This window comes from Neobacillus vireti (assembly GCF_001026695.1).
In the GTDB taxonomy this organism is placed as follows: Bacteria; Bacillota; Bacilli; order Bacillales; family Cytobacillaceae; genus Neobacillus; species Neobacillus vireti.
Genome location: NZ_LDNB01000015.1, coordinates 38598 through 62397, shown reverse-complemented (window position 1 = coordinate 62397; position 23800 = coordinate 38598). Strand labels below are relative to the sequence as shown.

Genomic DNA, 23800 nt, shown 5'->3' with positions numbered 1-23800 from the left:
TTTAAAAAAAATTTGTTCTTTCAGGAGGTATTCATATATGTCAAGAAAAGTATTGGTCTTAGGAGAAGTTCGTGACGGATCACTAAGAAATGTATCATTTGAAGCAATTGCTGCGGCAAAAACCATTGCAGAGGGCGGAGAAGTAGTCGGTGTTTTAGCGGGCGAAGCTGTAAGCGCTTTAGGTATAGAATTGGTGCAATATGGGGCAGACCGCGTTGTTGTTGTTGAAAATGATAAATTAAAGCAATATACATCCGATGGTTTTGCCCAAGCGTTACTAGCTGTGGTTGACCAAGAAAAACCAGAAGGGCTGGTAGTAGGTCATACTGCGCTAGGAAAAGACCTTGCACCAAGAATTGCCGGCAAGCTTTCATCAGGACTCATTTCTGATGCAGTTGCCGTTGAAGCGGCAGGCGGCAATATCGTCTTTACAAGACCAATTTATTCCGGTAAAGCTTTTGAAAAGAAAATTGTCACCGACGGGTTAATTTTTGCGACGGTCCGTCCAAATAATATTGCGCCATTAGCGAAGGATGAAAGCAGAAGCGGTGAGGTAGCCTCCCTTTCCGTTGACATCAAAGACCTACGCGCCATCATTAAAGAAGTTGTAAGAAAAGCGAGTGAAGGCGTGGATTTAAGTGAGGCGAAAGTGGTTATCTCCGGCGGCCGCGGCGTGAAGAGTGCGGAAGGATTTGAACCGCTAAAAGAATTAGCAGCTGTTTTAGGCGGTGCTGTAGGTGCTTCCCGCGGTGCTTGTGATGCCGATTATTGCGATTACTCCCTGCAAATTGGCCAAACTGGTAAAGTAGTTACACCAGACCTGTACATTGCCTGTGGAATTTCCGGCGCGATTCAGCATTTAGCCGGCATGTCCAACTCAAAAGTAATCGTCGCCATCAATAAAGATCCTGAAGCAAACATCTTCAAAATAGCGGATTACGGAATCGTCGGCGACTTATTCGAAGTGGTGCCGCTATTAACAGAAGAGTTTAAAAAGTTAAAAGTTCATTCTTAATATTAACGTAAAGCGAGCGGTGCAAAAGCCGCTCGCTCCGTTATTTTAGGGAATACATAGAACAAAACAAGGGAAGTATGATTGGGGAGAGCAATTTATTAGCGTGATTTTCCAATCAATGCTATACTTTCCGTAGTATTTCAGTATTTATTAGGAGGGAAATTTAAATGACTATTTCACACTTAACAGATCAAAACTTTTCTGCTGAAACAGGTTCAGGTCTTGTACTTGTAGATTTCTGGGCGCCTTGGTGCGGACCTTGTAAAATGATCGCTCCCGTTCTTGAAGAACTTGACGCAGAAATGGGCGATAAAGTAAAAATCACGAAGCTTGATGTAGATGACAACCCGCAAACAGCGGCTAATTTCGGTGTCATGAGCATTCCAACCTTGTTAGTTATGAAAAATGGCGAAGTCGTCGATAAAGTAGTCGGCTTCCAGCCAAAAGAAGCATTAGCAAGCGTATTAGAAAAGCACGTATAAATGATTAAAACTTCAAAAAACCTTAGCCGGAAACCATTCTAGCTGAGGTTTTTTTTGCATGGTAAGGATTTTAAGAAAAACCTCCCACTATCATTTGTTGGCAGTTTGTTTTAAAATTTAAGGATAATAAAAAAGACGGATGGGAGTGGCCGGAGATGAATGATATTATCAAGCAAAAACTGACACTGCTGCCGGATCAGCCTGGCTGCTACTTAATGAAAGACCGGCAGGGGACAATTATTTATGTTGGGAAAGCAAAAGTATTAAAAAATCGTGTGCGCTCTTATTTTACTGGTTCGCACGATGGCAAGACGCTCCGGCTTGTAAACGAAATCGAGGACTTTGAATATATCGTAACCTCATCCAACATTGAAGCGCTCTTGCTGGAATTGAACCTAATCAAAAAATATGACCCAAAATACAATATCATGCTGAAGGATGACAAAACCTATCCGTTTATAAAGCTGACTGCGGAAAGACATCCGAAACTAATTATCACAAGAAAAGTAAAAAAGGACAAAGGCAAATACTTTGGTCCATATCCAAATGTTACGGCAGCTAATGAGACAAAAAAACTGCTTGACCGGATTTATCCGCTCCGCAAATGCTCAACGCTTCCCGACCGCGTCTGCCTGTACTACCATTTAGGGCAGTGCCTGGCACCGTGTGTCAATGAAGTTGCCGAAGAACAATACAAACAAATGACCGACGAAATTACTCGCTTCTTAAATGGTGGTTATAAGGAAATAAAAAAAGAGCTCACTGAAAAAATGACCGCTGCTGCTGAAGAGTTGGATTTCGAACGGGCAAAGGAATTTCGCGATAAAATCATCCATATTGAAACAATCATGGAAAAACAAAAAATTACGATGACCGATTTCACCGACCGTGATGTGTTTGGCTATGCCGTCGATAAAGGCTGGATGTGTGTTCAGGTCTTTTTTGTCCGCCAAGGAAAACTCATCGAACGGGATGTCTCCATGTTTCCTATTTATAACGAGCCAGAGGAAGAAATATTGACGTTCCTCGGGCAATTCTATTCAAAAGCCAATCACTTTAAACCAAAGGAAATTCTGATACAGAATGAAATCGATCAGAGCATGGCAGAACAGCTGCTGGAAGTAAAAGTACTGCAGCCGCAGCGGGGGCAAAAAAAAGACCTCGTCAAAATGGCAATAAAAAATGCAAAAATCGCTCTTAATGAAAAGTTTTCTTTAATTGAAAAGGACGAGGATAGGACAATTAAAGCGGTAGAAACCCTTGGCGAGCTTTTAGGAATCTATACGCCTCACCGTATTGAGGCGTTTGATAACTCCAACATTCAAGGGACCAACCCCGTGTCGGCAATGGTCGTTTTTATCGATGGAAAGGCGAACAATCGTGAATATCGTAAATATAAAATAAAATCGGTTCAGGGCCCGGATGATTATGAATCAATGCGGGAAGTGACGAGAAGAAGGTACTCGCGGGCCTTAAAGGAAGAACTGCCGCTGCCGGATTTAATTATTATCGATGGTGGAAAAGGGCATGTGGAGGCAGTCAGGGATGTGCTAGAAAATGAATTGGGTTTAGATATCCCGCTTTCAGGGCTTGTGAAGGATGAAAAACACCGAACCTCCCAGCTCCTATATGGAAATCCGTTGGGAATTGTTCCGCTGGCAAGAAACAGCCAGGAGTTTTATTTGCTCCAAAGAATTCAGGATGAAGTCCACCGCTTTGCGATAACCTTCCACCGCCAGCTTCGCGGAAAAAGCGCCTTTCAATCGTTACTGGATGATATTCCAGGCATTGGTGAGAAACGGAAAAAACTTTTGTTAAAACAGTTTGGATCAGTGAAAAAAATGAAAGAAGCTAGCGTGGAGGAATTCACAGCACTTGGAATACCAATAAATGTCGCCGAAGAGTTATCCAATAAACTTCATGCGGAATGATTGTCAGAAAAAAAAGAACATGCTATAATAAATGAAAATTTAATTTACTATCACTTTTACGTATTAAAGTGAAGGTAGAGGTGCGAGCTTCAAGAGTAGTGGTTCTGAGAAGGATGAGCTTCTGAGAAGAATCATGAAAGGGAAGGTTCGCCGAAGTAAAGGAGATCTCATTTCTTGCTTTGCTGGTCCTGTGTTGAATAAATACCGGATTGTCAAGACGTCTGTCTTGGAGAGCTATCTTACATTGTGTGCGCAATAATTTTTTGTGTTTACGAAGCAATGAGATGCCCTTCTCATTGCTTTTTTGCGTTAATGGGGAAAAATAAAGTATTCATTTGAAAGAGGGAGAAGTCAGGTATGGGGCTTATTGTACAAAAATTCGGGGGAACCTCCGTCGGCAGTGTAAACAAAATTTTAAATGTGGCAGCATGTGTGAAAGAGGAGAGAGAGAGAGGCAATAATGTCGTTGTCGTCGTTTCCGCAATGGGAAAATCGACCGATACTCTTGTCGGCTTGGCAAAAGAAATATCGCCTAAGCCAAATAAGCGGGATATGGATATGCTCCTTTCTACCGGTGAGCAAGTGACAATTTCGCTATTATCAATGGCCTTAAATAAACTAGGTATGGATGCGGTTTCTTTTACAGGCTGGCAGGCAGGAATCGTAACTGAACCAGTCCATGGAAACGCAAGAATCACGAAAATGAATACGGATGCCATCAAGACCCAGCTAACGGCGGGTAAAGTCGTCATTGTTGCCGGATTCCAGGGGATAACAGAAGACGGCGAAATCACCACGCTTGGCCGCGGCGGCTCTGATACAACAGCAGTAGCATTAGCAGCGGCACTAAAAGCAGATAAGTGCGATATTTACACCGATGTGACCGGAGTGTTCACAACCGATCCTAGGTATGTCAAAGACGCACGCAAATTACTATCTGTTTCTTACGATGAGATGCTCGAGCTAGCAAATTTAGGTGCGGGTGTACTGCATCCAAGGGCAGTGGAGTTTGCCAAGAACTATCAGGTCAGACTTGAGGTTCGTTCAAGTATAGAGAAAATCGAAGGAACAGTCATAGAGGGGGAAGCAGCAATGGAACAAAATCTAGTAGTCCGCGGTGTCGCATTTGAAGATGAAATAACGAGAGTTACCGTATTAGGTCTTACCAATTCACTAACAAGTTTATCAACAATTTTTACCACGCTTGCACAAAATAATATTAACGTTGATATTATTATCCAAAGTACAACGGAAACTGGAACAGCCAATTTGTCGTTTTCCATACATACAAATGATTGGGTTGAGACATTAAATGTACTTGAAAATAATAAAGGCGTGCTCGGTTATGAGCAGCTTGATGCAGAAAATAAATTAGCAAAGGTATCAATCGTAGGCTCTGGTATGATTTCAAACCCAGGTGTGGCAGCAAAAATGTTCGAAGTACTAGCAAATAATAATATCCAAATCAAAATGGTCAGCACATCAGAAATTAAAGTCTCAGCAGTAGTCGAAGAAAAAAACATGCTAAAAGCAGTAGAAGCCCTGCACAAAGCATTTGGACTTGGGAATAATTAGAAAAAAGTGTCAAGCACCGTCCGAAAACGGACGGTGCCTGACACCATGAAAATGTACCGCGGAATTAAATTCGGTCTTTGTTATCCCATTTGACGGTGAATTGGACTTTATTGGATTTTTTGACTGGGTGCTCAAAGGTTTCAGCGATGACTTCTTTTTGCAGTTGGATTTGTTGGGCAAGGAAGCCTGCTTCAAGCTGGAAAAAGTTCTCGGCTTTTGATTTCACACGAGACACGAATAAAGGGCTGCTTAGTTCAAACTCAATTTCATTTTTATTTTCCTTTTTAATTTCTAGCTGGCCCCATGAAGCATTAGCGAAAAATTCGATGACTTTATCGTAATCAGGTAACGGGAATTTTCGTGCTAGCAGTTTTCCCGCCCAATACAAGATTTCCGGGGTATCTTTCCCTAGAATTTCAGGTAAAAGGATTTCCCTGATTATTTCATAACCGAACATGGAGATGGTTCTTGGTTCTGCGGCATTTAGATTTTGATCAACAACTTGGCTTTCTTTCACATGTTTCCCCTCTTTCTATTATTCTATTATATCAATTTGTGTTTGATTTCAGAACCGTTAACCTTGAAAATCTAAAAGATGACTTTATTATTTTGCGATATTTTTACTTGTTTCCCATCATAATTATCTTTTCCTTACAGATGAAAATTCCTACAGTAAGAAGTTGGCAATTAAAAAGAAGGAAATATAGTTAAATATCATATCTTCTAATGAAATAAAGGGAATAAATGCCAATCTATAATAATATCAATATATTTTAAAAATTTTATTTTTTAGTAAAAAATTGTGTATCCGTTTTCTTGACGCTCCCTGATGTTGGGAGTAAAATGGACTTGTCACATTATTGTCACAGTGGTGGTTTGGTTTTAATTCTTGAAGGGGATTAACAAAGAGGAGAAACTTAACATCATTTTTTACAAATCAAAGGGGGGTAAAATAATGGCAGGTAATCGAGAGTTTTTTAATCGCAGATTGCACTCGCTGCTGGGCGTTATTCCAATCGGAGTATTCCTGGTGCAGCATCTTGTAGTCAACCATTTTATCACAGGAGGACCAGAATCCTTCAACAAGGCTGCAGATTTTATGGGGAATCTGCCTTTCCAGATTGTTCTGGAGACTGTAGTAATTTATTTACCAATACTATTTCACGCAATTTATGGACTTTATATTGCTTTTACTGCTAATAGCAATGTCAACAAGTATGGTACATATAGGAACTGGATGTACATATTGCAGCGTATTTCAGGTGTAATTACTCTGATTTTTATCGCATGGCACGTATGGCAAACACGCGTAGCTGCAGCATTTGGTGCCGAGGTTTCCTATGATATGATGCATGATATTCTATCATCCCCATTTATGTTTGTTTTCTATTTAGTTGGGGTTCTATCAACTATTTTCCATTTTGCCAATGGTTTATGGTCATTCCTAGTTAGCTGGGGAATCACTGTGTCACCTCGTTCACAAGTCATTTCTACATATGTGACAATTGGTGTTTTTATTGTTCTAGCATTTATTGCTGTTCAAACACTAATTGCATTTGTTTAATAGGAAAGCGGAAGCGCCCGTTTAGCGCTGGAGCTGGACAGTTATCAAAGTTCAAAGTTTTGATATCACAAGTTGAGATTGGAAAAATAAGTATTTTTGATTGAGGGAGTGAGTCACGAATGAGTAAGGGTAAAGTGATTGTAGTCGGCGGCGGCTTAGCAGGCTTAATGGCTACTATCAAGGTTGCAGAATCAGGAACACCGGTAGAACTATTTTCGTTAGTTCCGGTTAAACGTTCTCACTCTGTTTGTGCCCAAGGCGGTATTAATGGAGCAGTAAATACAAAAGGTGAAGGGGATTCACCGTGGATTCACTTTGACGATACCGTTTATGGCGGCGATTTCTTAGCGAATCAGCCTCCAGTGAAGGCGATGTGTGACGCGGCACCATTTATTATTAATTTATTTGACCGGATGGGAGTTATGTTTAACCGTACTCCTGAAGGATTACTAGATTTCCGTCGCTTTGGCGGAACACAGCATCACCGTACAGCATTTGCTGGTGCAACAACTGGCCAGCAATTGCTCTATGCGTTGGACGAACAGGTTCGCCGCCATGAAGTGGACGGCTTAGTTACGAAGTACGAGGGCTGGGAATTCCTTGGTACCGTTATTGACGATGATGGCGTATGCCGCGGGGTTGTCGTTCAAAACCTTAAAACGATGGAAATTAAATCGTTCTCTGCTGATGCTGTCATCATGGCAACAGGCGGCCCTGGGATTATTTTTGGCAAGTCAACTAACTCGGTTATTAATACTGGCTCTGCTGCATCAATCGTTTATCAGCAGGGTGCTACTTATGCAAATGGTGAGATGATCCAAATCCATCCTACTGCGATCCCTGGTGATGATAAGCTGCGATTAATGAGTGAGTCAGCACGTGGTGAAGGCGGCCGGATTTGGACATATAGAGATGGAAAGCCATGGTACTTCTTGGAAGAGAAATATCCTGCATACGGAAACCTTGTACCAAGGGATATTGCCACACGTGAAATTTTTGATGTTTGTGTTCGTCAGAAACTTGGAATTAATGGCGAGAACATGGTATTCCTTGATTTATCGCACAAGGATCCGCATGAATTGGATGTAAAACTGGGTGGTATTATCGAGATTTATGAAAAATTCATGGGCGATAATCCACGTAAAGTTCCGATGAAAATTTTCCCAGCTGTTCACTATTCGATGGGTGGACTATGGGTTGATTATGACCAAATGACAACCATTCCTGGACTATTCGCCGCTGGTGAATGTGATTACTCACAGCATGGTGCAAACCGATTAGGTGCAAACTCATTGCTTTCAGCTGTATACGGCGGAATGGTCGCAGGACCAAACGCTGTTAAATATGTAGATGGACTTGAGAAAAGTTCTGAGGCAGTATCGTCTTCCGTGTTTGACAGTCATGTCAAAGAGCAGGAAGAGAAATGGAATTCGATAATGTCGCTAAGTGGTACTGAAAATGCTTATGTTCTTCACAAGGAGCTCGGTGAATGGATGACAGATAACGTTACCGTTGTTCGCTACAACGATCAGCTGTTAAAGACAGACGAAAAGATTCAGGAACTTCTGGAACGTTACCAAAACATTAACATTAATGATACATCTAAATGGAGCAACCAAGGAGCAGCATTCACTCGTCAATTACAAAATATGCTGCAATTGGCCCGCGTCATTACGATTGGTGCATACAACAGGAATGAGAGCCGTGGTGCGCATTATAAGCCTGATTTCCCTAAACGTAACGATGAGGAGTTCTTAAAAACAACAATGGCTAATTTCGTTGATGCGAAGACTGCTCCGGAATTCCATTATGCTGATGTCGATACCTCATTAATAAAACCGCGTGAGCGCGATTATACGAAAAAACATTAAATGAAAGGGGAGTAGGAAAGAATGGCAGAAAATAAAACGGTGAAATTTACAATTATGCGTCAGGATAGCGAAAATTCTGCTGCATATGAGGAAGAATTTGAAATTCCTTATCGTCCGAATATGAACGTGATTTCGGCATTAATGGAAATTCGTAAAAACCCTGTCAATGTAAAGGGACAAGCTACTACCCCAATCACTTGGGATATGAACTGTCTTGAAGAGGTTTGCGGTGCCTGTTCTATGGTTATCAATGGCAAGCCGCGTCAATCTTGTTCGGCACTTGTTGATCAATTAACGCAGCCGATTCGCTTAGAGCCAATGAGGACATTCCCTGTCGTCCGTGACCTTCAGGTTGACCGGAGCAGAATGTTTGATTCCTTGAAAAAAGTAAAAGCTTGGATTCCAATCGACGGAACCTATGATCTAGGACCTGGGCCGCGGATGCCTGAGAAAAAACGTCAATGGGCATATGAGCTTTCTAAATGTATGACATGTGGTGTTTGTTTAGAAGCGTGTCCAAACGTTAATAGCAAAACCAACTTCATGGGACCTGCGGTATTTAACCAAGTTCGTTTATTTAATGCCCATCCAACCGGTGAAATGAATAAATCAGAACGTTTAAATGCCTTTATGGAAGACGGCGGAATGCAGGGCTGCGGTAACTCGCAAAACTGCGTGCAAGCATGTCCGAAAGGAATTCCGATTACGACTTCAATCGCAGCAGTTAACCGCGATGCGACAATGCAAGCATTTAGAAACTTCTTCGGCAGTGATCACGACTAAAATTTAAAAGACCTTCTTTTCTCCTTGGAAAAGAAGGTTTTTTGTTGTTTACTGAGGAAGAATACTTAAATGGTTCTTTCCATAACATTTTGTTATACTTGGAACTAACAATGGCCTATTGAGAAGGAAGGTATGTAAAGGTGAAATCAAAGCTTCCATTAATTATTATTCTAGCGGGTCTGATTTTTTTAGGAATTGGAATCTGGCAACTGGTAGATGTAAAAATACAAACAAAAGCATCTCTTGATAAAGCAAAGGAAATCATCACGGGGCAGTCCGGGGAACCGGCCCAAAAAAGAGATAAAAACAGCCCGCTGCCAGAAATGGGAGATACAGTCGGTCTATTAACGATACCAAAGATCAAAGCAGAATTAGCGATTGTAGAGGGAACAAATCCGGATGATCTTGAAAAAGGTGTAGGTCATTATAAAGGCTCCTATTTTCCAGGCGATAATGGACAAATTGTCTTATCAGGGCATCGGGATACGGTATTCCGAAAATTGGGCGAATTGAAAATTGGCGATTTCCTTAAACTGCAAATGCCATATGGTAATTTTAATTATGAAATTACTCATACAAAAATTGTGAAATCCGATGATACCAGTATTATTACCTTACAAAATAACGAGGAGGAACTAATCGTAACGACCTGTTATCCGTTTCGATATGTCGGTAATGCACCAAAACGATATATCATTTACGCAAAAGCAAAAGAGTAGATTTTTCTGTAAAAAATATCAAGGGTTCTAAAAAGAATGAATTGAAAAATAATTATTAAAATGATAGTCTAATAGATAAGTGAAAACGGTTGCACTGTTTTCTTTTTTCTTGTTAATTTATGCAAACGTTTGCACTAATGCATAAAAAGAGGGAGGTTTTCTTTTGAAAAGGATATTTTCAATGTTACTGGCATTTGTACTGTTGCTTAGCACCTTTATGGTACCGGTTGCGCAAAATGTAAATGCGGCAGACAAAACCTATGACAAGGTTGTATTACGTGGAAATGCTGAAGCACTGGATTGGAGCTCGGATAATCATCCACTAACGTACGATGCCAACGCCGGAGCTTGGAAAAGTACAGCGATTCCATTACAGGGCGGGAAAGAAGTAGAATACAAATTCGTTATGAATGATCAGTGGATGGCTGGTGACAATCTTACGTTTACACCGCCACAATCAGGTGACTACGTCTTCGTTTTTCATCCTGATCAAGAAAGAACGGTCGACGTTAAGTTGGATTTTTCGAAGTTTACGGGGAAATTAACGTTAAATGTAGCTTTGCCCGCGAACACACCGGATTGGGCAGTTCCAACGGTTGGCTCGTCGTTAAATGGTTTTAACTACTCCGTTACGCCATTAACGAAAACTGCTGATGGTACATGGTCGGTAACCCTTGCTGGGAATGAAGGAGAAGAGATTGAATATCTATACTCGTTGGGAGATGCAAAGCTTACTGAAAAAACAGCCGTAAAACGGAAAGCTGTTTTTACGAAATCTGGGAAAGTATATCAGGACACCGTGTCAAGCTGGAATGAAATTCCTGTCGCAAAAGATGTCAAAAATAATAATTCGTATACCCCGGTAATCCCAACTAGTAATGATGATGTAACTGTTAATGTGACTGTAAAGCATTACGGGTCGGTTGATGCAGGGGCGATCTATTATTCTGCAGATGGATCCTTCCCGTCTGGGGGCAGGGGAACAGCCGTTATTGGTAAAGTCGTGAAGCTGGAAAAAAGTGCTGAAACAACCGCGAACGGGCTTACGACAACTGTTTTTAAAGGAGTCATTCCGAAACAGCCAAATGGAACTGCGGTAAAATATATTACCGATGTCTGGAGCGCAGCTGGAGTTGGTTCACAATATGCCGATTCAAATAGTCAAACCCCTGAAGAAGCGACACCATTTGGCTATTATGTTGATCAATTTAAGTCACCGCAATGGGCAAAGGATGCAGTCATCTATCAAGTATTTGTTGATCGCTTCAACAATGGAGATTCCTCCAATGATGATCCAACCACAGTAAACCTGCCGTATGATGAAAAATTAAAAGGCTGGATGGGCGGAGATCTCCAAGGTGTTATCAATAAAATCGACTATATTAAGGGGTTAGGTGTAAATACCATTTGGATTTCGCCAGTCTTTGAAGGGCCATATTCCCATGGCTATCACCCTGCTGATTTCAAGCAAATCGACAAGCGCTTTGGTGATAAGGAGACCCTGAAGAAATTAGTTGACCAGGCCCATGCAAAAGGGATGAAGATTGTCTATGACTTTGTTGCCAACCATACTTCATCACAGCATCCATTTTTCGAGGATGCCAAGGCAAAGGGTGAAGGAAGTCCATATTACAACTGGTATACATTCACTGAATGGCCCAATAAATACAAGTCATTTTCCGGAATTTCTGAACTCCCGGAATTAAATAATGACAACCCCGAAGTAAGGAATTATATCATCAATGATGTTGTCCCATATTGGTTAAAGGATCTTGATTTTGACGGCTTCCGTTTGGATTATGCAAAAGGGCCAAGCTATAGCTATTGGGTCGATTTCCGTCATAAGGTTAAAGAGCTTAAACCGAATGCTTATATTTTCGGGGAAATTTGGGACAGTCGTGAAAAAATCAATTCTTATGCTGGTGAGCTTGATGGGGCATTAGATTTTGGAATGAACGATGCGCTTGTGAATACCTTTGCGAAAGATCAATCAATGGTCGACCTAAGCAAAACCGTGAAGGAAAATATCGCGACATACCCTGCTGAATATGTAGTTTCATCATTCCTTGACAGCCATGATAAGCCGCGCTTTATTTATGAAGCGGGCGGAGATGTCAAAAAAATGGAGCTCGCTGTCGCGACACAGTTCACCCTTCCTGGACCGCCAATCATCTATTACGGTGATGAAGTCGGGCTTTCGATGAGCAAGGATCCAAATTCGGTGCAGGATTGGAAGGATCGCTATTATCGCGAAATGATGCCATGGGAGCCTGAAGCCCAAAACGCGGAGCTGCTTAACCATTACAAGGATTTGATAAAACTTCGTAATGATGTTTCAGCGTTCAGAACTGGTTCGTTTCATTCCTTATTGGCTAATCAAAACCTGTTTGCCTATGAAAGAGCCGATAAAAATGGCCAATATCTTGTCGTTGTGAACAAAGGTTCCAAAGCGGAAGAAATTGATGTCAACCAACTATATAACCAGTTAGAGATTAAAAATGTTTCCTTGAAAAATCAGCTTGAATCGGAAGAACTAAAAAATGATAGCAATGGAAATTTGAAGTTTACAAGTAACGGGAAATCCTTCAAGATCTATAAAGTGGAAGGCTCACTGCAATACAGTGATACACCACTAGATCGAAATAAGCTATATAAAGAGGTTTTATTAAGAGGATCAACACCGCTTTCGTGGGACAGCTCAAATGATAAGCTTACCTATAACTTTGCCGAAAAAGTATGGGAAAGCGAGCCGATTGCCTTAACGAAGGATGCAAAGGTAGAATTCAAATTTGTTATGGATGGCCAATGGCTGGACGGGGAAAACCTCACCTTTACACCGGAGAACTCTGGAAAATATGTTTTTGTTTTCCATGCGCTGGATGAGAGAAAAGTGGACGTCCGTGTGGCACAGCAAAAAGTAACAACCAAGGTAAAAATTCATTATCAGCCAAAAGCAGGTGATACAAAGGATTGGAATCTCTGGGTTTGGGGAGATGGCAAGGAAGGCAAGGTATATCCATTTACCGGTCAAGACAAGTTTGGCAAAGTGGCAGATGTAGAGCTTGATGGCGATTTTAATCGTGTTGGTTTTATTGTCCGTACCGATGCCTGGGAAAAGGATGGCGGCGACCGGATAATTGATCAGATTTGGTACGGAACTGATGAGGTTTGGATAAAGAATGGTGATGATAAAGTATACACCAGTCCGCCTGACGGAGAGTACCGCGATATACCAAAATACGATGATTTAGAAGTTAGCTTCAACTATTATCGTTACGATCTTAATTATGATGATTGGGATATTTGGGTATGGACCGATAAATCCGAAGGTCAAGCATTGTCATTATCCAATGAAACATCATACGGAAAGCAAGGAACGCTCAAGCTTTCTAACTTAAATGGGGCTACGAAAGTAGGGTTTATCGTCCGTAAAAAAGACTGGTCAGCCAAAGATACAGATGGTGACAGATTTATCACCAAATTTACCGCCGATGGAAAGGCGGAGGTTTGGCTTGCTCAAGGACAAGCTCGGATATTTGATAATCCGGCTAAGGTTGACCGCAACCCGCGGATTGTCATGGCAGCGATTGATGAGCTAAATCAAATTACATTTGAAACCAATTTCCCGTTTGCTTTGAGTGATGCTGAAAATGGGGGCATTAAGTTAACCGGGGCTGAAATTGCGAAGGTTGAACCAATCGGGGAGTTAACGAACGGATTAACCAATAAGGTGAAGTTGACAACCAAAGAAGACTTGGACTTGACTAAGGTTTATAGGGTAAGCAAAGAAGGTTTTGGCGAGGCAACCGTTCAAATGGGTAAAGTAATTGGCAGCAAGTCGTTTGAAGACCAATTCTATTATTCAGGAGCTGACCTTGGAAATAACTATTCTAAGGAAAAAACAAACTTCCGTTTATGGGCGCCAACGGCAAGCGCAGCAAAAATAGTAACCTATGAAAAATGGAATTCAGAAACTGGTACAGAAATCCCGATGACCCGTTCTGAAAAAGGCACCTGGACTGCTGAATTATCCGGTGATCAAAAGGGCTTACTTTATACCTATAAGGTGAAAATTGGCGATGCTTGGAATGAAGCTGTCGATCCATATGCAAAAGCCGTTTCGGTTAATGGTGATAAAGGGGCGGTAATGGATGCAGCGGCAACCAATCCGCAAAATTGGAACAGCAAAAAGCCGGCATTTAAAAATCCGGTGGATGCTATTATTTACGAAACACATATCCGTGACCTGACGATTTCAGTTGACAGCGGTGTAAGCGATCAATATAAAGGAAAATTCCTTGGCGTTGCAGAAGCTGGCACTAAAGGGCCGAACGGTGTCAACACAGGGCTGAGTCATCTAAAAGACTTAGGCATCACCCATGTTCAAATTTTACCAATGTACGATTATAATACTGTCGATGAAACCAAACTGGATCAGCCGCAATTTAACTGGGGATACGACCCAAAAAACTATAACGCGCCGGATGGTTCCTATTCAACAGATCCATACACACCAACCGTACGGATCAATGAAATGAAGACCATGGTTCAAGCGCTCCACGATAATAATCTGCGTGTTATTATGGATGTCGTTTACAATCATATGTACAATGCCGGAGAGTCAAATTTTCAAAAGCTAGTACCAGGTTATTATTTCCGTTATAACGAGGACGGCACACTTGCAAATGGAACGGGTGTCGGTAATGACACAGCATCAGAGCATAAAATGATGCGTAAATTCATTGTCGATTCCGTCACTTATTGGGCGAAAGAATATCATATTGATGGTTTCCGTTTTGACTTAATGGGAATTCACGATATTGAAACGATGAAACAAGTCCGTTCTGCGCTAAATAAAATTGATCCGTCGATTATCGTTCTCGGTGAAGGATGGGATTTAAATACACCGCTCGATCCTGAGCTTAAGGCAAACCAAAAGAATGCGACCAAGATGGAAGGCATTGCCCATTTTAACGATGATATTCGCGATGGCTTAAAAGGCAGTGTTTTCGATGAGCTTGATAAAGGGTTTGTAAATGGAAAGACAGGCATGGAGAACCGAATTAAAAAGGGTGTTGTCGGCGGTATCGAATATAGCGACACGATTAAAACCTTTGCTGATGAACCTAGTAAAACCATCACCTATGTTGAAGCACATGATAATTTAACATTGTGGGATAAATTGAAGAAGACGAATCCAAATGATAGTGATGATGTGTTAAAACAAATGCATAAATTAGCGTCATCGATTGTCTTGACTTCACAAGGAACATCATTTATCCATGCCGGCCAGGAATTTTTGAGAACAAAAGGCGGCAACGAAAACAGTTATAACGCACCGGATTCAGTAAACCAATTAGATTGGACACGGCGCAGTCAATTTGCTGCCGAAGTGGAATATTTTAAGGGCTTAGTGGAGGTCCGCAAGGCTCACCCGGCATTCCGGTTGACAACGGCAACGGATATTAAAAACCATTTGAAATTTATCGATACGAAGGCAAACTCTGTCGCCTTCTATCTTGACGGAAATGCAAATGGCGATTCAGCGGAAAAAATCGCAGTTGCCTACAATGCTAATCGCAATCCTGTAGAGATTACCTTACCGGAAATGGGCAGTTGGAAGCTGATTGTTAATGGTGTCAAAGCAGGTACCGAGGCTATCGAAGTGATAAATGGCGACAAAATTACCATTCCGGCTCTAAGCACCTATGTTTTAACGCTTGGTGAAAAGGAGAACGGTGGCGCTAATCCAGGTGATAACAATGGCGGACAACCGGGAACAGATCCAGGAACTAACAATCCAGGTGAAAACAATGGCAGTCAGCCTGGAACAGGTAACGGAAACACAAATCCGGATCAACCTGACAAGACGCCACCAGTGGATTCAAATCATGGACTGCCTTCTACGGCTACCACAATCTATAACTATCTCCTAGCAGGAGGAATCCTCCTATTAGTTGGTGCAAGCATCCTTTTATTTAGAAAAAGAAAAACATATTCATGATTTGAAGGGTTCCTGTATCATTTCAGGAACCCTTTCATTTATTAAATATTGTAAAATTCTTATTTTTATGTAAATAATATAAGGTAAGAAATAAAATGAACAATCATTCATAATTACGAAGGGGTTTGTCAGAATGGCAAAAGCAACGTACATCGAGGATTTCCATCACTGGGAGCAGGAGTTTGTATTTAATATCCCAATAACGGTTCGTTTTTCCGAGACGGATATGTTTGGACACATGAATAATACGGTTCCGTTCGTTTATTTCGAAGCGGCCAGGATTGAATTTTTTCAAGCCATCGGGTTAATGCAAGCATGGACTCGGCCGGAAAGTGAAACGATTCCTGTGGTTGCCGATCTTCAATGTGACTTTTTACAGCAAATCTTTTTCGATGAGAAGCTAACCATTTATGTGAAGGCACAATCTGTTGGGAATTCGTCGGTTGACATTCACTATCTAGCGAAAAAAGAAGATGGCTCTGCCGGGTTTGTTGGCATAGGAACGATGGTGCAAATTTCGAAAAGGACGGGCAGAGGGTTTGAGTGGACAGAGAAAATGAAAAATTTACTTGTCAGCAGCAAAAAAGTTGGAATATAATCAGATTTTTTTTACAAAAACGTTCTCCTTATAGCAAATATAGTCACTTCATTTGTACCCTTCACATAAGATATGGTGACTAAATATATACCCACCCCACGATTCATTACTGGCGAAGGCAAGGAGGGTTACATTACTTGAAGGAGAATGATTATAATCACAAGCCATTACTCACCAAACGAGAAAGAGAAGTATTCGAACTGTTAGTACAAGACAAAACAACGAAGGAAATCGCTGGTGAATTATTTATAAGCGAAAAAACGGTTCGGAATCATATTTCAAACGCCATGCAAAAGCTTGGTGTCAAGGGGCGTTCACAAGCAGTTGTAGAGCTCCTTCGAATGGGAGAGCTAGAACTTTAGACATGGCCGGCATCCATTATTGGAGGCCGGTTATTTTGATTAGAAAATCTATTTTGGAATAATTCATATTATTAAGTTGGTAAATCTAAAAATCTTGTAAATATTTGACTATTCTAAAAAAATCCGATAATATAAAATGGGGATAAAAGAAAATAATACATACTTTCGATAAAAGTGCCATCATACTGTTTTTTTTAAAAGCAGCATAGGGCGAAATTGGGCTGGACAATTCAGTCGAGCTAGACTTAAGCCAGGATGGGACGTTGTCCTATCTTGGCTTTTTTACATATTATTTGGAAAAAATTTAAAGGGGAAGGAACTGAGTAAAGAGAGATGAACAGTTCTATTAAAGTAAGTAAACATGAAAAGAAGCTCCTTTTAAACAATTATCTTGAGAAAAATGTAAACAGGTGCCATACATTGTTGACCAATAACCAAGATGCAATTTTTGCCATAGATTTAGAGGGTTATTTTGTCCAAGTTAATCCAGCATATGAGAAATTAACAGGCTTTTCAGCTGAAGAGGCTGTTAGCATGAAACTTCAGTCGCTTATTCCTGTTGAGAACTTGGATAAAGTATTTCACCATTTTCACAAAGCAGTATTAGGTCAATTTCATAATTTCGATTGCAGGATGACAAACAAAATCGGGCAAATCCTTGATATTAATTTAACAAATATTCCAATTAGCGTGGATGACCAAATTGTCGGGGTCTATGGTGTAGCTAAGGATATTACCCAATTAAAAAGGAAAAAAGAAGAAGTAAGGAAAATGGAGGAAATCCATCGTTCATTGACAGAAAATGTCTTTGATTTAATTGTCAGCACGAATTTGCAAGGGGAACTTCTTTATGTCTCGCCGGCATGCGAACATATCCTTGGCTATACGCGTGAAGAATTGGTAAACCGCAATAGCTTATCATTACTGCATGTCGATGATCGGGACCGGGCATATACGGATTTCAAAGGTGTGCTCATCAACCAAGAAAATGGGAGCGGTACGTATCGGATTAATAAAAAGGACGGAAGATTTATTTGGGTGGAAATACTTTGTAAACCAATTGTTGATCCTGATACTCGTTTTATTGTAGAAGTGGTGAGCGTCATTAGGGATATCTCGGAACGAAAAAGAGCCGAAGAAGAGGCCGAAAAACGTGAAGACACTTATCGAAATTTAGTAGAAAATTCACCTGACGCGGTGATTATTGCCAGAGGGTGTGAAATACTATTTATTAACGAAACGGGAAGGAAATTATTAGGTGCTTCAAATAAAGATGACATATTACAAAAGAATCTCTTAGATCTCATTCATCCTGATTTACAGAAAACTGCAAGAAAACGGGCCGAATTTATTAATGAAGCTTCTATGGATTTTTTTGAATTCAAACTTATCCGTTTGGATGGTACTTTTATTGAAGCGGAAGTAAAAGGCATACCCACCATTTATGAAAATAAGCCTGCCCGGCATATCATTTTTCGGGATATAACGGAAAGGAAAAAAACACAGCAGCTATTACTTAACTCAGAAAAGTTAACGATTGCTGGACAGCTGGCAGCAGGTATCGCACACGAAGTCCGAAATCCACTTACCGCGATTAAAGGGTTTCTGCAGTTAATGGAAGCTCAAATGGATAATAAAACATACTTCACGATTATCCATTCAGAAATGGAGAGAATTGAAATCATCCTCAGTGAGTTATTGTTGCTTGCCAAACCACAGGATATTAAATTTGAGAAAGAAAATCTAAAAGCGTTAATTGATAATGTGAAGACGCTAATTGATACACAAGCAATTTTGAATAATATTCAGGTGGAAATTGTAAATTATTGTGATGATTTAACGATTAGATGTGATAAAAACCAATTAAAGCAAGTATTTATTAATCTCTTAAAGAACGCCATCGAGGCGATGAATAAGGGTGGGATCATTACGATTGAGATAAAAGAATATGGACTTGATAAAGTTAAGATTTATATTAAAGACACTGGAAATGGAGTCCCCAAGCAAATTTTAAATCGGATTGGCGAGCCTTTCTTCACAACAAAAGAGAGCGGGACTGGTTTAGGAATCATGATTTCAAAAAAAATTATTGAAAATCATAATGGAAAGTTCCATTTTTGGAGCGATGGGAATGGAACGATGATAGAGGTTATTTTGCCGATAAGTTAACAAAATCGCAAGCCTTTTTGCATGCTGTCTTTCAACAAGTTGTACTTGAAATTTTAACGGAAAAAGTAGAAAATAAGTACAAGCTATACGATATTTAAATCGGAAAAGTGCTTTGTTTTTTCTTGTCTTAGGGAGCAGCATAAATTAGGAGTGTATTTTAAATGAAACGGGAAAATTCACAACAAGTGAATGGGGAAATTGTCGCAAATATTGAAAAGGATTTGCGCTATATTTCAGGAATTATCAAGCAAAAAGGAAGAGAATTGTTAAGCAATTATAAGATTACTCCTCCACAATTTGTTGCCTTACAATGGCTGTTTGAGGATGGCGATATGACAATTGGAGAGCTTTCTAATAAAATGTATTTGGCCTGCAGTACAACCACTGACCTCGTTGACCGGATGGAGAAAAATGTCCTCGTTGAGCGGGTAAAGGATCCGAGCGACCGTCGTGTGGTGCGGATTCATTTACTTGAAGAGGGCAATAGAATTATTGATGAAGTAATCAAGAAGCGGCAAGTGTATTTGCAGGAAGTATTAGTAAATTTCTCTGTGGAAGAAATTCAAGTTCTTCAAAGCAGCATGATGAAACTGCATCAGGAAATGCGTTAAATGAGGCGAGAAGTTTGAAACAACCAATTGGTGTAATAGATTCCGGTGTGGGTGGACTAACTGTTGCCAAAGAGGTGATGCGGCAGCTGCCAAACGAGAAAATTATCTATTTGGGAGATACTGCGCGTTGTCCATATGGCCCTAGGACTTCGAGGGAAGTTAAACGGTTCACCTGGGAACTAACTACTTTTTTATTAGAAAAAAATATTAAGATGCTGGTTATTGCCTGCAATACGGCAACGGCGGCAGCTCTTGATGAAATTCGCAAGGAACTGAAAATACCTGTCCTTGGTGTTATTAATCCAGGGGCGCGTGCGGCGATTAAGCAAACGAAAAACTATCGGGTCGGCATTATTGGCACGGAAGGAACGGTCAAAAGCGGCGCCTATGAAAAGGCACTGAAATCGCTAAATAGCCGGCTTTTTGTCACCAGTCAAGCTTGTCCAAAGTTTGTTCCTCTTGTAGAGAGCAGCGAATTTGAGGGTCCGATTGCTGAAAGAATTGTTGAGGAAGCCTTAAAGCCGCTGCAGAACCAAAATTTAGATACGCTCATTTTAGGCTGTACACATTATCCATTACTCGAGCCTCTTATAAATAAGGTAATGGGTGAAAGAGTTAGCGTTATAAGTTCTGGCGATGAGACGGCCCATGAGATAAGTGCCATCCTTCAATATAACGGGCTGCTCGACACGGATGATGAAGAGCCGGAGCATGAATTTTACACGACCGGTTCGAGAAGAATATTTTCAAAAATCGCTTCACAATGGCTCGGGATACCGATTAATAATGTGAAAAAAATTAAACTTTGACGTGACCCCCCTTATCAATATGATAGGGGATTTTTATTGTGCCCGTTAGACGGGGAAAATTGGCCGTGACGGTTACAAAAAGGTTGCCACTCCCCCAAAGAAGAGAGTCCATAAAAATTTCTTTCAGAAGGCGGTCTATTTTTTCGCCGGGCTCGTATACATGATAGTACAAACTGTCTTGGGAGGGAATTTATGTGTCGAAAAATAAAGCGAAGATTCTAGGTGTGACTGTGCTTTCTTCAACAGTGATGCTTTCTGGATGCGGCTTGTTTGGCGGTGAAACAAAGAAGAAAATTGATCCGCCAAAAACCGTTGCCATCGGAGATAAAAATGCTAGTAAGGAAACGGCTGCAAAAGAAAAAGGTCAGGTTGAAAACACGGTAAAAACAGAACTTTATTTGATTGATAAAAATGGATATGTTGTACCGCAAACATTAAATCTGCCGAAAACCACTTCAGTCGCCAAACAGGCACTTGAATATTTAGTTGCCAACGGCGCGATCACTAACTTGCTCCCGAATCATTTTCGAGCCGTCCTGCCTGAGGACACAGTGCCTACTGTTGATATAAGTAAAGATGGTGTCGCCACCGTTGACTTCTCGAAGGAATTTAAGAATTATCAGCCTGAAGATGAGATGAAAATCCTGCAATCGGTCACATGGACGCTGACACAATTTAATAATATTAATTCAGTCAAGCTTAAAATGAATGGGCATGAACTGACTGAAATGCCGGTCAACGGAACCCCTATCAGCGAACATCTCTCAAGGGCCTCCGGAATCAATTTGGATACAGCCGATGTTGTTGATATTACCAATACAAAACCTTTGACTGTTTATTATGTTGGCGGCGAAGAGAACTCCTATTACTTTGTTCCGGTTACACGCCGTGTAAGCAATAAGGAAAAGGATAACTATGTGGCGGTCGTTAATCAATTAATCAAAGGACCGAGCGGAAAATCACCGCTAGTGTCGGAATTTATGTCTGACGTGAAGCTATTAGAGGCTCCGAAATATGCGGATGGCACTGTTACCTTGAACTTCAATAAGAATATCTTTGGAGGCATCGAGGATAAAGAAATTTCCCAATCCTTATTGGATGCCCTTGTACTATCATTGACTGAGCAAAATGGGGTGGAAAAAGTCGCCGTTCAAGTTGATGGTAAAGCAGATATCAAAAATGATAAAGGTAAAAAACTGTCCGAACCAGTAACTCGTCCCGAAAAAGTCAACACAGGTAGTTTTTAAAAAATAATTTTTGTTATACTATATAGTGACCATGAAAGAGGTTGGCCCGAATGCCGCCTCTTCTTTATTTGGTATTATCTGTTGTGAGGTTAATACCAAATTTCAAAAAAGGTAAATAAGGGAGGAAGTTTTGTGCGTGTTGATGGAAGAGAGCAGTTGCAGCTGCGGCCGATACATATTGATAGCAATTATTTAATGCACCCTGAAGGCTCTGTCCTTATTTCGGTAGGAAATACGAAGGTGATTTGCACTGCCAGTATAGAAGATAGAGTTCCGCATTTTATGAGGGGGGAAGGCAAAGGATGGATCACCGCTGAGTACTCGATGCTCCCGAGAGCAACAGAAACGAGAAACATTCGTGAATCCTCAAAAGGGAAGGTCTCAGGAAGGACAATGGAAATCCAGCGCTTAATTGGCCGCGCCTTAAGAGCAATTGTCGATCTTGAAGTACTTGGTGAAAAAACAGTTTGGATTGATTGTGATGTCATTCAAGCCGATGGCGGAACGCGAACGGCTTCTATTACCGGTGCATTTGTTGCAATGGCACTCGCGTTGAATTCATATGCTGCGAAAAAGTCATTTTCAAAGTTTCCAATAACCGATTATTTAGCCGCAACCAGTGTCGGGATTTTACAAAATAACGAAACGGTTTTAGACTTAAACTATGCCGAAGATTCCAAGGCTCAGGTCGACATGAATGTGGTCATGACTGGGAATGGCGAATTTGTTGAATTACAGGGGACAGGTGAAGAAGCAACGTTTTCCTATGATCAGCTTCAAGGCCTGTTACATGCGGCTCAAGAAGGAATCGTGGAATTATTTGAACAGCAAAAAGCAGCCCTTGGTGAGGAAATAACAAAAAAAATTGATAGCAGAAGAAAGAAATAAGAGGGGATTACAATGAACGAAGTTATTATTGCTACCAAGAATCCAGGAAAAGCTAGGGAATTTGAGCATATTTTTGCGAGCAGGGGAATCGTGGTCCGGACATTACTTGATTTTCCGGAAATCCCTGATGTGGAAGAAACGGGTTCAACCTTCGAGGAAAATGCTATTTTGAAAGCGGAGGCTGTCTCCAAAGCCCTTAATAAAATGGTGATTGGCGACGATTCCGGTTTGATGGTCGATGCCCTCGAAGGCAGACCGGGAATCTACTCAGCACGTTATGCGGGCGAGCCGAAAAACGATCAAAACAACACTGATAAAGTCCTGTCCGAATTAAAAGACGTTCCAGAGGTGGAGAGAACAGCGCGATTCTATTGTGCATTAGCAGTTGCAGTTCCGGGGCAGGAAACGATAACGGTGTCAGGCACCTGTGAAGGCCGGATTCTTGAAGAACGGAGAGGCTCAAATGGATTTGGCTATGATCCAGTCTTTTATGTGCCAGAACAAGGTTCGGCAATGGCTGAACTATCTTCAGATGAAAAAAATAAAATCAGCCACCGTGCCAATGCGCTAAAAAAATTGGATGTGGTGCTTGATTCAATTTTAAAGAGAGCCGGACAGTCATGAGCAAGGTGTTAGTCGTCAGCGATAGTCATGGATTGACGAAGGAGTTAGAGGTCCTAAAGGAACGGCATAAAGGGGAAGTAGAATTAATGATTCATTGCGGTGATTCAGAGCTGTCACCGGACGATAAAGCTATTTCTGAATATCTGACGGTCTTGGGGAATTGTGACTTCGGTGGAGGATATCCATTGGAGACAACCTCTGAGGTTGCGGGGCGTAAGTTCCTAGTTACCCATGGGCATCGGTATTCTGTAAAATCTTCGTTGATGAATTTAAACTATAAGGCCAAGGAAGTTAAGGCAGATATCGTCTGTTTTGGACACTCGCATGTACTCGGAGCGGAAGTAATTGACGGCATCTTATTCTTAAATCCAGGCAGCATCCGTCTGCCGCGCGGGCGTTTGGAAAAAACATATGTGATTCTCGATTTGCTTGAAGAAAAAATAATTCTATCCGTATTTGAAGCGAATGGCCGGGAAATAAGTGAACTGGCGCGGGAATTTGTATTACCAAAGTGATAGGGGAAAACTCTTCCCCTTTTCTTCTTTAAA

General features: G+C 41.0%; 19 protein-coding genes, 2 pseudogenes and 1 riboswitch. Of the genes and pseudogenes, 20 read left to right on the top strand and 1 reads right to left on the bottom strand.

Annotated elements, in window-relative coordinates:
• Positions 1 to 37 precede the first annotated feature (37 nt).
• From AA980_RS19505 to AA980_RS19490, 4 genes are all read left to right on the top strand, one after another.
• Complete coding sequence (locus AA980_RS19505; RefSeq protein ID WP_024029212.1) at positions 38 to 1015, top strand: electron transfer flavoprotein subunit alpha/FixB family protein; 978 nt, start codon at positions 38 to 40, stop codon at positions 1013 to 1015.
• Positions 1016 to 1182: 167 nt separating this feature from the next.
• Entirely contained in the window at positions 1183 to 1497 is a 315-nt protein-coding gene (gene trxA / locus AA980_RS19500) for a thioredoxin (protein WP_024029213.1), read from the top strand.
• A 155-nt stretch (positions 1498 to 1652) separates the two neighbouring features.
• Positions 1653 to 3428 (top strand): excinuclease ABC subunit UvrC, encoded by a 1776-nt coding sequence (gene uvrC, locus AA980_RS19495; protein ID WP_024029214.1) that lies wholly within the window; start codon positions 1653 to 1655, stop codon positions 3426 to 3428.
• A gap of 67 nt (positions 3429 to 3495) precedes the next feature.
• Positions 3496 to 3673, top strand: a riboswitch (Lysine riboswitch).
• 112 nt (positions 3674 to 3785) lie between these two features.
• Positions 3786 to 5003, top strand: coding sequence for an aspartate kinase (locus tag AA980_RS19490; protein WP_024029215.1), 1218 nt, complete (start codon positions 3786 to 3788; stop codon positions 5001 to 5003).
• A gap of 64 nt (positions 5004 to 5067) precedes the next feature.
• On the opposite strand, the gene AA980_RS19485 is transcribed toward AA980_RS19490, so the two are convergent.
• Entirely contained in the window at positions 5068 to 5520 is a 453-nt protein-coding gene (locus AA980_RS19485) for a YslB family protein (protein ID WP_024029216.1), read from the bottom strand.
• 438 nt (positions 5521 to 5958) lie between these two features.
• Between AA980_RS19485 and AA980_RS19480 the strand changes: the two genes are divergently transcribed.
• From AA980_RS19480 to AA980_RS19415, 16 genes and pseudogenes are all read left to right on the top strand, one after another.
• A complete protein-coding gene (locus tag AA980_RS19480; protein ID WP_024029217.1) occupies positions 5959 to 6567 on the top strand; it encodes a succinate dehydrogenase cytochrome b558 subunit in 609 nt (202 codons plus the stop codon).
• Positions 6568 to 6686: 119 nt separating this feature from the next.
• Positions 6687 to 8438 (top strand): succinate dehydrogenase flavoprotein subunit, encoded by a 1752-nt coding sequence (sdhA, locus tag AA980_RS19475; protein ID WP_024029218.1) that lies wholly within the window; start codon positions 6687 to 6689, stop codon positions 8436 to 8438.
• Positions 8439 to 8459: 21 nt separating this feature from the next.
• On the top strand, positions 8460 to 9221 hold the full coding sequence (gene sdhB / locus AA980_RS19470; RefSeq protein ID WP_024029219.1) for a succinate dehydrogenase iron-sulfur subunit: 762 nt from the start codon (positions 8460 to 8462) through the stop codon (positions 9219 to 9221).
• Between the two features lie 140 nt (positions 9222 to 9361).
• Positions 9362 to 9940, top strand: coding sequence for a class D sortase (locus tag AA980_RS19465; RefSeq protein WP_024029220.1), 579 nt, complete (start codon positions 9362 to 9364; stop codon positions 9938 to 9940).
• Between the two features lie 181 nt (positions 9941 to 10121).
• A pseudogene (locus tag AA980_RS28310) lies at positions 10122 to 12218 on the top strand (alpha-amylase family glycosyl hydrolase); the annotation flags it as partial.
• Between the two features lie 651 nt (positions 12219 to 12869).
• A pseudogene (gene pulA, locus AA980_RS28305) lies at positions 12870 to 15656 on the top strand (type I pullulanase); the annotation flags it as partial.
• 162 nt (positions 15657 to 15818) lie between these two features.
• A complete protein-coding gene (locus AA980_RS28300; protein WP_407937473.1) occupies positions 15819 to 15944 on the top strand; it encodes an LPXTG cell wall anchor domain-containing protein in 126 nt (41 codons plus the stop codon).
• A gap of 133 nt (positions 15945 to 16077) precedes the next feature.
• Entirely contained in the window at positions 16078 to 16542 is a 465-nt protein-coding gene (locus AA980_RS19455; RefSeq protein ID WP_024029222.1) for an acyl-CoA thioesterase, read from the top strand.
• A gap of 137 nt (positions 16543 to 16679) precedes the next feature.
• Positions 16680 to 16904 carry a spore germination transcription factor GerE gene (gene gerE / locus AA980_RS19450; protein ID WP_007087335.1) on the top strand — a complete coding sequence of 75 codons (225 nt, stop codon included), beginning with the start codon at positions 16680 to 16682 and terminating at the stop codon, positions 16902 to 16904.
• A 423-nt stretch (positions 16905 to 17327) separates the two neighbouring features.
• On the top strand, positions 17328 to 19073 hold the full coding sequence (locus AA980_RS19445) for a PAS domain-containing sensor histidine kinase (protein WP_024029223.1): 1746 nt from the start codon (positions 17328 to 17330) through the stop codon (positions 19071 to 19073).
• 161 nt (positions 19074 to 19234) lie between these two features.
• A complete protein-coding gene (locus tag AA980_RS19440; protein ID WP_024029224.1) occupies positions 19235 to 19684 on the top strand; it encodes a MarR family winged helix-turn-helix transcriptional regulator in 450 nt (149 codons plus the stop codon).
• 14 nt (positions 19685 to 19698) lie between these two features.
• The gene (racE, locus tag AA980_RS19435; protein ID WP_024029225.1) at positions 19699 to 20493 is read left to right on the top strand and encodes a glutamate racemase; all 795 of its coding nucleotides are present in this window, start codon (positions 19699 to 19701) and stop codon (positions 20491 to 20493) included.
• 194 nt (positions 20494 to 20687) lie between these two features.
• Complete coding sequence (locus tag AA980_RS19430) at positions 20688 to 21740, top strand: GerMN domain-containing protein (protein ID WP_024029226.1); 1053 nt, start codon at positions 20688 to 20690, stop codon at positions 21738 to 21740.
• 132 nt (positions 21741 to 21872) lie between these two features.
• The gene (rph, locus tag AA980_RS19425; protein ID WP_024029227.1) at positions 21873 to 22628 is read left to right on the top strand and encodes a ribonuclease PH; all 756 of its coding nucleotides are present in this window, start codon (positions 21873 to 21875) and stop codon (positions 22626 to 22628) included.
• Between the two features lie 12 nt (positions 22629 to 22640).
• Positions 22641 to 23252, top strand: coding sequence for an XTP/dITP diphosphatase (locus tag AA980_RS19420; RefSeq protein WP_024029228.1), 612 nt, complete (start codon positions 22641 to 22643; stop codon positions 23250 to 23252).
• The gene (locus AA980_RS19415) at positions 23249 to 23767 is read left to right on the top strand and encodes a metallophosphoesterase family protein (RefSeq protein ID WP_024029229.1); all 519 of its coding nucleotides are present in this window, start codon (positions 23249 to 23251) and stop codon (positions 23765 to 23767) included. The genes AA980_RS19420 and AA980_RS19415 overlap by 4 nt, the downstream gene beginning before the upstream one ends.
• Positions 23768 to 23800 lie beyond the last annotated feature (33 nt).